At 28.9% G+C, this 12,314-nt stretch carries 11 protein-coding genes; 3 read left to right on the top strand and 8 right to left on the bottom strand.

Annotated features, from left to right (window positions below; genetic code table 11):
* Positions 1-10: 10 nt before the first annotated feature.
* The 8 genes from R3X25_RS06055 to R3X25_RS06020 form a co-directional block, all read right to left on the bottom strand.
* Complete coding sequence (locus R3X25_RS06055; RefSeq protein ID WP_317672864.1) at positions 11-1,831, bottom strand: sodium:proton antiporter; 1,821 nt, start codon at positions 1,829-1,831, stop codon at positions 11-13.
* Positions 1,832-1,964: 133 nt separating this feature from the next.
* Complete coding sequence (locus R3X25_RS06050; RefSeq protein WP_317672862.1) at positions 1,965-2,951, bottom strand: aldose epimerase family protein; 987 nt, start codon at positions 2,949-2,951, stop codon at positions 1,965-1,967.
* 136 nt (positions 2,952-3,087) lie between these two features.
* The gene (gene xylE, locus R3X25_RS06045; protein WP_317672860.1) at positions 3,088-4,473 is read right to left on the bottom strand and encodes a D-xylose transporter XylE; all 1,386 of its coding nucleotides are present in this window, start codon (positions 4,471-4,473) and stop codon (positions 3,088-3,090) included.
* Positions 4,474-4,475: 2 nt separating this feature from the next.
* Positions 4,476-5,801 (bottom strand): xylose isomerase, encoded by a 1,326-nt coding sequence (xylA, locus tag R3X25_RS06040; protein ID WP_317672858.1) that lies wholly within the window; start codon positions 5,799-5,801, stop codon positions 4,476-4,478.
* A gap of 27 nt (positions 5,802-5,828) precedes the next feature.
* Positions 5,829-7,313: a xylulokinase gene (locus R3X25_RS06035; RefSeq protein WP_317672856.1), complete on the bottom strand. Its 1,485-nt coding sequence runs from the start codon at positions 7,311-7,313 to the stop codon at positions 5,829-5,831.
* Between the two features lie 161 nt (positions 7,314-7,474).
* Complete coding sequence (locus R3X25_RS06030; protein ID WP_317672854.1) at positions 7,475-8,065, bottom strand: nucleotidyltransferase family protein; 591 nt, start codon at positions 8,063-8,065, stop codon at positions 7,475-7,477.
* Entirely contained in the window at positions 8,055-9,080 is a 1,026-nt protein-coding gene (locus R3X25_RS06025; protein WP_317672852.1) for an XdhC family protein, read from the bottom strand. The genes R3X25_RS06030 and R3X25_RS06025 overlap by 11 nt, the downstream gene beginning before the upstream one ends.
* Before the next feature lie 81 nt (positions 9,081-9,161).
* Positions 9,162-9,485: a YegP family protein gene (locus R3X25_RS06020; RefSeq protein WP_317672850.1), complete on the bottom strand. Its 324-nt coding sequence runs from the start codon at positions 9,483-9,485 to the stop codon at positions 9,162-9,164.
* Between the two features lie 210 nt (positions 9,486-9,695).
* On the opposite strand from R3X25_RS06020, the gene R3X25_RS06015 reads away from it, so the two are divergent.
* The 3 genes from R3X25_RS06015 to R3X25_RS06005 are packed head-to-tail and all read left to right on the top strand — an operon-like array spanning position 9,696 to position 12,290.
* Complete coding sequence (locus R3X25_RS06015) at positions 9,696-10,112, top strand: response regulator (RefSeq protein ID WP_317672848.1); 417 nt, start codon at positions 9,696-9,698, stop codon at positions 10,110-10,112.
* Between the two features lie 38 nt (positions 10,113-10,150).
* Complete coding sequence (locus R3X25_RS06010; RefSeq protein ID WP_317672846.1) at positions 10,151-10,702, top strand: heme NO-binding domain-containing protein; 552 nt, start codon at positions 10,151-10,153, stop codon at positions 10,700-10,702.
* Positions 10,689-12,290 (top strand): PAS domain S-box protein, encoded by a 1,602-nt coding sequence (locus tag R3X25_RS06005; protein ID WP_317672844.1) that lies wholly within the window; start codon positions 10,689-10,691, stop codon positions 12,288-12,290. Before R3X25_RS06010 ends, R3X25_RS06005 begins: the two co-directional genes overlap by 14 nt.
* Positions 12,291-12,314 lie beyond the last annotated feature (24 nt).

Genomic DNA, 12,314 nt, shown 5'->3' with positions numbered 1-12,314 from the left:
GTTAACCACGTTAAATAATTGTTTTCCCAATATACATTAAAATATCACCTTCTTGAACTTTTAAAGATTCGTGGAATGCAGAAATAATTTGAATAACTCCTTTTTTATTTTTTACAAATAAAGGAACAGCATGTATTTCAGTATTAATTTTCATTAATAAATCTTTATAATGTTTTTCAGAAGTAATTTTAACTTCGTTTACTATTGGAAAATCTCTAACTACTTCACTTAAATTTATATAATCATCTTTATCTGTAAACAATTTATCTAAATTTACAGGTTTCTTCTCTTTTAATTCATCTGTAGAAATTAACCTAAACGAACCTTCTTCTCCAAAAGTTGGCGTAAATCTTTCCATCACATAATCATTAACTTCAGCACTACCGGTTAATGCTAATAAATAACCAATATCATTTAACTCAATATCTTCCAATAAATCATCAGAATAAATATTACCTTCAATAGCTTCTAGTCCTAATAATTTTGACTTTTCAATGTTTTGTGAATTTGTGTCTATTAATACAACTCTACGTCCGTTATTTTTTAAATAAGTTGCAATTAAACGAGCAAAATTAGATGCCCCAACCATTATAATACCTTCTGATGATTTTAAAAATACACCTACTACTTTAGCAAAAAAACGAGCTGTAGTAGCATTTAATAATACTGTTCCAAGCACAATCATAAACACTAAAGGTGTTATATATTCTGCTCCTGCTACTCCTGCTTTTAGTAACTTACTTCCAAATAAAGAAGCTATACCTGCGGCTACAATACCTCTTGGTCCAACCCAGCTTATAAATAATTTTTCGTTAAATTTTAGGTTTGAGCCTATTGTACTTAAAAATACAGCTAGTGGTCTAATAACAAAAATAACGATACCAAATAAAATTGCTGTTTTCCAATTATACAACAACATCATATCTTCCATATTAATGTTTGCCGACAATAAAATGAATAGAATTGAAATTAGTAATACACTAATAGATTCTTTAAAATAAAGTAGTTCTTTTATGTTTTCTAATTTGTTATTTCCTAAAACCATTCCCATAACTACAACCGCTAATAGGCCAGATTCGTGAGCAAAAACTTCAGATTCAACAAAAACTAACAATACTGTAGATAATGAAACTACATTTAATAAATAATGAGGAATCATATTTTTATTAATGGCAAAAGCTAAAGCATGCGCAAATGTAAAACCGAATGTAGTACCAAACAGCAAAATTTTACCAAATTCTAACAATGCTGTTTTAGTAAAACCTCCACCTCCACCAACACTAATAAATTCAAAAACTAATACTGCAACCAATGCTCCTATTGGATCTATTAAAATTCCTTCCCATTTTAAAACTGCTGAAATATCTTTTTTTAATGGAATGTTTCTTAAAATAGGAGTTATTACTGTTGGTCCAGTAACAATAATTAAAGCTGCAAATAAAAATGACATTTCCCAACTCAAATCAAACACATAATGTGCTGTAATACCTGCGCCAAAAAATGTAACTGTAGAACCTAAAGTAATTAATTTAGTAATAACAGGACCAACTGTTTTAATTTCATTTCGTTTTAAAGTTAAGCCACCTTCAAACAGAATAATACTAATTGCTAAAGAGACAAAATAATAGAGTCCATCTCCTGGAAACAATCCTTTTTCACCATTCCAAACTGGTTCAATCCATTTTGCACCATCTTCCGATAAAAATTCTGCAGCTATTGGACCTACTAGTAATCCAATTAAAATTAATGGTAAAATTGCTGGAATTTTAAATCTCCATGCTACCCATTGCGCTAAAATTCCTAAAATAATTATTCCTGAAAGTTCTAACATATTACTTTATAAGTTCGTATTATTTTTATTAAGTAAATACGCAATATAACTAATATTTACCAATTGTAATATGACATTTTAAAAAACAAAATTACGCTAGCAAAAAAGGATATAATTAAATGTAAATTAATTTTTAAAGTAAACTAAATTTAAAAATAGATTTATTGCAATACTCTTCATTCGGTTTTAAAATTGAATTAGGGAAATTTGCATGATTTGGCGCATCAGGAAAATTTTGAGTTTCAAAACAAATTGCCGAAAACTTACTATAGGTTACATTATTTTTATAAGGTAAATTTGGTAATTGTACCGGAGTATAAACTACACTTGCAGGTTGATTAGTAAATACTTGCATTTTAATCCCTGATTCTGCTGAAGAAAGTTCCGCTTTTAATTCACCTTCACCTAATACAAACGTGTCGTCAAATCCCGTAAAATCTTCTCTTCCTAATAAAGAAATTTCATTTCTATCAAATCTAGTTCCTTTTGAAGAATTTAGTTTACCTGATGGAATTAATTGTGAATCCACATCTAAATAATGTGATGTATTAATCATTAATTTATGGTTAAGTACAGAATCTTTCCCATTTAAATTAAAATAAGCATGATTTGTTAGATTTACAGGAGTTGCTTTATCTGTTGTTGCTTTGTACGTAATTTTAACTTCATTATCTTCGGTTAATTGATACGTTACAGTAACCTTTAAATTACCAGGATATCCTTCTTCTCCATCTTCACTTGCACAAGATAAAACCACTTTAGGATTTTCACCTTTAACAACTTCATCTACATTCCAATATTTCTTATCCAACCCTACTTTTCCACCATGTAAGTGAACTCCATCAACATTAAAAATTGGATAGCTTTTACCATCAACATTAAATTTTCCAGTTGAAATTCTTCCAGCATATCTCCCAACTGAACTACTTAAATACAATCCGTTTTCTAAATAAAAATCTTCGGCATAATCACTTGGTTTTTCCAAGCCTGCAACAACATTTACTAATTCATTATTTTTATTTGGAACTTCTACACTAATCATGGTTGCTCCAAAATTAGCCACTTGTACTTTCATTCCATTTGAATTTACAAGTTGTATTACTTCTATATTCTGTGTCATACTACAAATTTAAAAGTTTAAACGAGTTATTACAAAATAAAATGTACTAATTACATTTAAACCTTTTTTCTATATATAAAAAAACAGTTGATTCAATTAAAAATCAACTGTTTTTTATGCGTTTTGAAATTAAAAATTAATCTTTCTTAATCCAAATATTTTCCATTTCTTCTAAAGTTTTACCTTTTGTTTCCGGAACCATTTTCCATACAAATATTGCAGAAAGTATACTCATTACACCGTAAAATAGATAAGTTCCACCACTACTAAACTCCATCATTGGCGGATAAGTGGACGAGATAAAAAAGTTTGCCGCCCATTGTGCCGCAACAGCAATTGCTACTGCCTGACTTCTAATTTTATTAGGATAAATTTCTGAAATTAACACCCAACAAATTGGTCCCCAACTCATCATAAATGAAGCTGTATACACAATAATAAACACTAAAGTTGCAATACCTATAATATCTTGAAATGCTAAAACCGAAATTGCAATCATTCCAATTGCCATACCAATTGAACCTGTAATTAACAATGGTTTTCTTCCCCATTTATCTACTGTCATAATTGCTACAACCGTAAAAACAACATTAATCAATCCCATTATAATGGTTTGTAACATAGAAGCATCTTTTGCTGCACCCATACTTTCAAAAATACGTGGCGCGTAATACAATGCTACATTAATACCAACAAATTGTTGAAATACAGATAACAAAACACCAACAATAATTACAACTTTACCATATGAAAACAATTTTCCTTTAGCTGAACTTGTAACTGAATTTTTAATATCAACAAGAATTTCTTTTGCTTTTTCAACTCCGTTAAATTTTGTAAGCGTTGATAAAGCTTCTTCATCCTTATTTCGCAATGCCAAAAATCTAGGAGATTCGGGCATAAAAAACATAAGTACTGCAAATAATGAAGCTGGTATTGCTTCAGACAAAAACATTCTTCTCCATCCAATTTCATTAATCCATTCAATTGTTTGGCCATCTGCTATTCCCCAGTTTACAAAATAAACCACCAACATACCAAAAATAATGGCAAATTGATTTAATGAAACTAGTCTACCTCTAATATTTGCTGGTGCAATTTCTCCAATATACATTGGGCAAACTGCTGATGCCAATCCAACACCTACACCACCAACTAAACGGTAAAAATTAAACATATATAATAAGCCCATTGAAGGAACTCCTTTTTCAAAGAATAAAAACTCTGGATTTCCTGATCCTAAAGCAGATAGTAAAAATAAAATACCTGCAATTATTAAAGCATTTTTTCTACCGTAAGAAGAAGATGCAAAACCAGAAATAGCTCCACCAATTATACAACCAATTAAGGCAGATGAAACAGTTATCCCATGTACAAAAGAGCTTAATCCTTGACTATCAATCAAAAAAGCTTGAATTGATTTTTCCGCTCCTGATATTACAGCAGTATCATAACCAAACAATAAACCTCCTAAAGTAGCTACAATTGTTACTACATATATAAACGACTTATTATGTCCCATAATTATATGTATTGATTAATTATGTTTTCAAATAATTCTTGTTTACCACTTTTTAGTGATAACTCTCCATTTTCTTGAGCTATTTTATACAAATCTTCCATAGATAATTTTCCATCTTCAAAAGCCTTACCTTTTCCTGCGTCAAATGAAGCATAACGGTTAGTTCTTAATTTATTATAAGGAGAAGAAGTCATAATTTTATCTGCAATTAATAACGCTCTTGCAAATGTATCGGCTCCACCTATATGTGCATGGAAAACATCTTCTAAATCTGTTGAGTTTCTTCTTATTTTAGCATCAAAATTAATACCACCGCCTTGTAAACCACCAGCTTTTAGGAACACCAACATAGCTTCTGTTGTTTCTTGAATATTATTTGGAAATTGATCAGTATCCCAACCATTTTGGTAATCTCCACGGTTTGCATCTAAACTACCTAACATACCAGCTTTTGCTGCAACTTCAAGTTCGTGTTGGAATGTATGTTGTGCTAATGTTGCATGATTCACTTCAATATTCATTTTGAAATCTTTATCTAAACCATATTCTTTTAAAAATCCAATGGCTGTAGCCGAATCAAAATCATATTGGTGCTTCATTGGCTCCATTGGTTTTGGTTCAATAAAAAAGTTTCCTTTGAATCCTTTTGAACGTGCATAATCACTAGCCATTCCTAAAAAGCGCCCCATATGATCTAACTCACGACCCATGTCTGTGTTCAATAAAGACATATAACCTTCACGACCTCCCCAGAATACGTAATTTTCACCACCTAATTTCATAGTGGCATCCATCGCTAATTTTATTTGCCCACCAGCACGAGCTACAACATCAAAATCTGGATTTGTTGAAGCTCCATTCATATAACGTGGATTAGAAAAACAGTTTGCTGTACCCCATAATAGTTTTATTCCTGAAGCGTCTTGTTTTTCTTTTAAGTAATCTGTAATAATTCTCAATCGTTCTTCTGATTCTTCAAAAGTAGCTCCTTCTTGAATTAAATCTGTATCGTGGAAACAGTAGTATCCAAACCCCATTTTACTAATAAATTCAAAAGCTGCATCTGCTTTATCTTTTGCTGCTTGAATTGGATCTGCTGCTTTATCCCACTCAAAACTTTGCGTTCCTGGTCCAAATGGATCTCCACCTTGGCCACAGAATGTATGCCAATAAGCTACTGCAAATTTAAAATGTTCACGCATTGTTTTTCCTGCAACAACCTGCTCTGGATTGTAATATTTAAATGCTAACGGATTGTCAGATTCTTTTCCTTCAAATTTAATTTCTCCTATACCTTTGTAGTATTCTTTACTTCCTATAAGTGCCATTATGTAATAATTATTTTATATGTTATTTTATTTATTGTTTAATCTTGTCTCTAATTCTTCTTTCCACTTTTTATAAGCAATTTTATAAGCTTCTTTATTTTTAAGTGGTTTGTAGGTCATAACATGGTCGTTGTTTGAAATATTATCTCCAAATTTCTTAAAATCACCATCTGTTAAACTACATGCTCTTGCAGCACCAACTGCTCCAGTTGTATTGTAAATCTCAATATCGTAACCTATTAAAGTGGCAACTGTATTTGCAAAAATTTCAGAACGGAATAAGTTATCGTTTCCAGCTCTCATTACTTTTACTTCAGCATTATCATTGGTTAAAATCTCCATTCCGTACACAAATGCAAATGCAATTCCTTCTAAAGCTGCTCTGCATAAATGACCATTATTATGTTGATTTAAGTTTAAGTTTAGAAAGTGAGCTCCTACATTTTTACTATTTAACATACGTTCTGCTCCATTTCCAAATGGTAGAATTACTACACCATCGGAACCTATTGAAACACTGTCTGCTTTAGCATTCATTTCTTCATAAGAATCTACACCTATATTATCTTTCAACCATCTGTACATAATTCCACAACCATTAATACATAATAACTTTCCAATATTAGTTTGGTTTTTAGAATAATTTACATGTACAAAATTGTTGATTCGGGAAGATTCTTTAGATTTTAATTGGTTTGTAACCGCATAAATAACTCCTGATGTTCCACCTGTTGCAGCAACTTCTCCATGATTTAAGATATTTAATGAAAGTGCATTGTTAGGCTGATCTCCTGCTCTATAAATAATAGGTATTCCAACCGGAATACCAGTTTCTATTGAAGCTTGTTCACTTACTTCTCCCTGATTAGTGAAATTTTCAACAACTTCTGGTGTTAGACCTGTATCAATTCCATAATATTCTAACAACCAGTTTGCAACCTTATCTTCTTTATAATCCCATAAAATTCCTTCAGAAAGAGAATTTTTAGTTGTACATATTTTATCTGTTAATTTTGCCGCAACAAAATCTCCTGGTAGCATGTATTTATAAATCTTATTATAAACTTCAGGTTCATTGTCTAACACCCATTTAAGTTTAGAAGCAGTAAAATTTCCAGGTGAGTTTAACAAGTGTTTTGTACACTTCTCTTCACCTAATTCATCAAAAGCTTTATTTCCAATTTCAACAGCTCTACTATCGCACCAAATAATTGAATTTCGTAGAGGTTCTAAATTTTTATCGACTACAACTAAACCATGCATTTGGTAGGAAATTCCAATTCCTGAAATTTTTGATGCGTCAACTTTAGATTCTTCAATTATTCTTTTAGTGCCTTTACATATATACTTCCACCATAAATTTGGGTCTTGTTCTGCCCAATCTGATTGTGGTGCTTTAATTTCCATTTCATTTTCTGGCTCATTGACAACTGCTATTTTTTCTCCAGATTTTGCATTAACCAATGCAATCTTAACAGAAGAGCTTCCTAAATCAAATCCTATATAATACAAATTGTGTGTGTTTTTAATTTGAGATAAAATTACTTTAACACAATAGTTTTAACTACTACAAACTGACATAATGCTATAACAAATGTTGCATAGAATTAATTTAATAAACCTTTATTTAGTTGAACAGCAAAAAAATACAAATTGAGATACGTATTTAAATATTAATCTTTTATTAATTGATAATCTTGAGCAGTATCAATATCTATAAAGTTAATTTTTGAAGTTATTTTTTTTACATTACCTACATGCTTTTTTAAAATATCTTTAGCTCCTTTATTTTCTTTTAATTTTTTTAACTCTTCAAAATAACAAGCATCAAAAATTGCTGGAACACTAATTCTATTTTCTGTTTTTGTTGCTACAATTTTTTTTGATGTTGCATTAAATTCATTAATTAGTGTTTTAAAATAGCATGAATTAATATAAGGCTGATCGGAAAGGGTAATTAAAACACTATTACAATTTGGAAATTTTTTTTGTATAAATTCTATACCACAACTAATTGAAGTTCCCATACCTAATTTCCACTTACAATTTTGAATAATAGTTGTGTTTTTAAAATTAAGTTTGCTTTTTATTTCTTCAGAATTTGCACCTAAAACAACACAAACATTAGCTGAATTTACTTGTAAACTTTGTTCAATTATGTTTCCTAGAAGAGTTGTATTTCTCCATTTTAGCAACTGTTTTGGTTTTCCCATTCTTGAAGATGAGCCTGCAGCTAAAATTAATATAGCAATATTAGCTTTCATTAGAATGAATTGAAATTTTTCTGTTTTTTAAAAAATCTGGTACTCTCTTCCTGGTAATTGCTAAAATTTCAGCACATATAGACAAAGCTATTTCTTGTGCTGTTTCAGAACCAATATTTAATCCTGCGGGGCCATAAATATTATTTAAAAACTGTTCTGAAATATCTGGATAATTTTCAATAAAATTATTTAATAATTTCTCTCTTCTATCTTTTGGACCTAACACTCCAATATAACATGGTTTTAAGTTTTTTAACGCTAATAAATATTCAAAATCTTTTGCATAACTATGCGTCATTAGCATTATTGCAGTTTGCTTATTAACCCAATCTAACTTTAATAAATTAGGCTTTGTTTGAATTAAATCAATAGCTCCTGGGAAATCTTTTAGGGTTTGATTATTTAGTGCACTAGTAATAATTACAACTTCCCAACCTATAAATGTTGCCAATTGAGTTAAAATAACAGCATCGTGTTCTGACCCAATAATCACCAATCTAAAACTTGGAGAAAACTCTTGTTTAAAAACATTAAAATTCTCATCAATCAGTTTCTTTTCAGAATTTAAATATTTCCAATTTTCAGAATCAAATGTGATTTTTGATCCACTTGTTAATTGTTCTCCTTCATTTAAATTAAAAAATGAATGAATGTTAAATGAAGTTCTTTTCGCTACCGAATTATTGAATTGTGTTATAGTGCCTTGAGAAGGATTAAAAAATTCTAGTAAAATAAAAAGTTTACCTTCACAACCTAATCTATAACGACCATCATAAATCATTAATTTTGAAGTCCCACTTTTAAAAACAGATAATGATTGACGTTGGATTTCTTTTTCTACACAACCACCACTTATAGCACCAACCATTGTTCCATTTTCCAACAAAAGCATTCTAACTCCAGGCTTTCTGTAAGAAGAACCTTCTAAATAAACTAAACTTGCAAGAACTGCATTAATTCCAGTTTTTTTAGCTTCAATAAAATGTAATAGTATAGATTTAAATTCGTGAGTCATATTTTGATAAAGTACTAAAATACAAAAAAGAGTTACAATAAATTGTAACTCTTTTTTAAAATTTCTAACCCAAAAATTAAACTATTCTACTAACTCTGCTTTTGGAGCATTTTTTTTAACCGATAAAATTCCGTTTTTTAAACTTCTATCAGATTTATACATTTGACTTGACCCTATAACCTGACCATTAGTTGCTTTTAAATTAAAATGCAGCTTTCCATTTTTTGCTTCTAATGTATCAAATTTGGTTGAATCTTGAGAATTTTTTCTAACTGATTCAACACCATTTAAACAACTACTTTTAGATGTATAGCCTTCACTTGCTAAAATTGGTTGGCCATTTCCTGCCTTTAATCTAAATCTAAATTCTCCTTTTTTATCTGTATAAATTTCAAATTTTGCCATATTGATGTTATGTTATATTACTTTTTTTATGACACTTATTTCTCTACCTAGTCACTTTTTTTATTATAAATTTTAATTTTTTTTAATTGAAATATTAAAAAACCATTCAACTATACTTTTTTGCAATTCATCGACACTTATTTGCTACATTAAAGAATAATTTACTCTAAAAAAACAGGTTTACTTAATTTTATTTCAAATTAAAAAGAGATGACAGACAATACTTTAAAAATTCTATTAATTGAAGATGACATGATAGAAATTATGAAATTTAACAGAACAATTTCATCACTTCAATTAAACCATAAAATTATTGAAGCAAAAAACGGTGAGGAAGCATTGGATATTTTAAATGAAAAAAATAGAATACCTGATATAATTTTATTAGATTTAAACATGCCAAAAATGAATGGAATTGAATTTTTAAACATTCTTAAAAAGGACGATGTTTTAAAATACATTCCTACTATTATTTTAACTACTTCAAGTAATAGAAAAGATATGTTAGAATGTTATAAAATAGGCATTGCTGGTTACATTATTAAACCTCTAAAATTTGAAAATTACGTTAAAAATATTGAACGTTTGTTAAATTATTGGAGTTGTAACGAGCTTATAAAAGGTTAATTTTAAAATTAAAACACATTTAAATAGCACTAATTATTATGAAAGGAATTGTTTTTACTGAATTTTTAGAAATGGTTGAAGAGACCTTTGGTTTAGAAACAGTAGATTATATTATATACAAATCAGATTTAAAATCAAAAGGTGTATACACATCGGTTGGTACATATGATTTTTTTGAAATGTTAAGCCTTATTTCAAATTTAAGTGAAAAAGTTAATATTCCAGTAAACGACCTAATTTACGCCTACGGATTGTACTTTTTTTCTGTATTACATAAAAATCACAGCAATATAATGGACTTATACGAAACTCCATTTGATATGATTTCTTCAATTGAAAACCATATTCATATTGAAGTGAGAAAATTATACCCTGGAGCTGAACTTCCTACATTTAAAATTATTAAAAAAGATGATGATTTTATTGAGTTAATCTATTATTCTGATCGTGGACTGTATATGTTTGCAAAAGCATTAATGGAAAAAACCTTTGAACATTTTAATAAACAAGCCAATATTGAATTTGAATTATTAAAAGACAATGGATCTGAAGTTCGCTTTTTAATTACTCAAAAAAATGGAGAATCCTAATAAAATAAAAATATTAGAAAGAGCCCTAGAAAGACAAAAAGCGGCTAGAATAGAAGCCGAAAAAATTTTAGAACAAAAATCATTAGAACTCTATAATATTTCTGAAGAACTAAAAGTTTCTAATCTTAAACTACAAGAACTTTTAATACAAAGAACATCTGAATTAGAAGGTGTATTTGTAAATATAATAGACGCTTATATTGTTATGGATTTAGACGGAAACGTTTTAAAACTTAACAAAGCAGCAACTAAAATGTTAGGTTATAACATTAATAAAAAACCTTTAAATTTATTAAGTCTTGTAAAAAAAGAATATTTAGAATACACATTAAAAGCCTTTAAAGAACTTTACAATAAAGGTTATTATACCAATTTTAGAATTGTACTTACAACAAAAAATGGTGAAGAAAAACTAGTACAAGTAAACTCAAGTATTATCTATAATAATGAGGGAAAACCAATTGCTGCACAAGGTATTTTAAGAGATATTACAAAAGAAGAACAAGATAAAGAACTAATTGAAGAGCAAAAAAATCAATTAGATATTATTATTGATCACTCACCTATTGGAATTGCACTTTCAAATAAAGATGATAATGGTTTAATTTTAGTAAATGAAGCTTTATGCAATATGCTTGGCTATTCAAATGAAGAATTAAAAAGCAAAAAAATTATGGAATTAACACACCATGATGAAAGAGAAGAATCTTCAAAAAGATTAGAGCAGCTATACAATGGAGAAATAGACACCTATACTCTTAATAAAAAATATTTGAAAAAAAACGGCAAAAATGTTTGGGCAAGAACCTCTGTAACAGCCGTAAAAAATAGCCATCATAAAATAATTTACCATGTAACTACTATTGAAGATATTTCTAAAGAAAAAAAACTAGAATTACAAAAAGAAGAACTTCTTAAAAATCTTGAAAGCCAAAACGAACAACTGAATGAATATGCACATATTGTTTCTCACGATTTAAAATCTCCTTTAAGAAGTATTTCAGCATTATTAACATGGACTAAAGAAGATTTAGCTACAAAACTAAATGAAGAAAACATGATTAACCTCAACCTTATGGAAGACAAGGTTGAAAAAATGGATCAGTTAATTAGTGATATCCTTAACTATTCAAGTGTTCAAAACGATGGAATTAATCTAGAATTAATTGATATTAACCAATTAATTGAAAATACAATAGAAATTCTGTTAGTCCCAAATCATATAAAAATTATTAATAATTGCTACATTCCTTCTTTTAAAGCAGATGCTGTTAGGTTACAACAAGTATTTCAAAACTTAATAAGTAATTCCATAAATTACATGGACAAAGAGCAAGGACTAATTGAAATAGATTGCATTGAAAAAGGCAACAAACATCTATTTTCAGTTAAAGATAACGGACCTGGAATTTCAAAAGATTATCATCAGAAAATATTTGAAGTTTTTAACTCCATAGGAAACCATAAAAATTCAACAGGAATAGGCTTAAGTATTGTTAAAAAAGTTGTTGAATTACATAAAGGAAAAATTTGGGTAGAAAGTGAACCTGGAGAAGGCACTACTTTTTTCTTTAGTATTAAAAAATAGCCTTTTAAACTACAAACTACTACA

Source organism: Lutibacter sp. TH_r2, assembly GCF_033101135.1.
Lineage (GTDB): Bacteria > Bacteroidota > Bacteroidia > Flavobacteriales > Flavobacteriaceae > Lutibacter.
This window is presented reverse-complemented; position numbering and strand designations above follow the sequence as displayed.

Coding starts and splice junctions, on each gene's coding strand:
- R3X25_RS06055 (WP_317672864.1), bottom strand. CDS start 1,831: ATGTTAGAACTTTCAGGAATAATTATTTTAGGAATTTTAGCGCAATGG.
- R3X25_RS06050 (WP_317672862.1), bottom strand. CDS start 2,951: ATGACACAGAATATAGAAGTAATACAACTTGTAAATTCAAATGGAATG.
- xylE (WP_317672860.1), bottom strand. CDS start 4,473: ATGGGACATAATAAGTCGTTTATATATGTAGTAACAATTGTAGCTACT.
- xylA (WP_317672858.1), bottom strand. CDS start 5,801: ATGGCACTTATAGGAAGTAAAGAATACTACAAAGGTATAGGAGAAATT.
- R3X25_RS06030 (WP_317672854.1), bottom strand. CDS start 8,065: ATGAAAGCTAATATTGCTATATTAATTTTAGCTGCAGGCTCATCTTCA.
- R3X25_RS06025 (WP_317672852.1), bottom strand. CDS start 9,080: ATGACTCACGAATTTAAATCTATACTATTACATTTTATTGAAGCTAAA.
- R3X25_RS06020 (WP_317672850.1), bottom strand. CDS start 9,485: ATGGCAAAATTTGAAATTTATACAGATAAAAAAGGAGAATTTAGATTT.
- R3X25_RS06015 (WP_317672848.1), top strand. CDS start 9,696: ATGACAGACAATACTTTAAAAATTCTATTAATTGAAGATGACATGATA.
- R3X25_RS06010 (WP_317672846.1), top strand. CDS start 10,151: ATGAAAGGAATTGTTTTTACTGAATTTTTAGAAATGGTTGAAGAGACC.
- R3X25_RS06005 (WP_317672844.1), top strand. CDS start 10,689: ATGGAGAATCCTAATAAAATAAAAATATTAGAAAGAGCCCTAGAAAGA.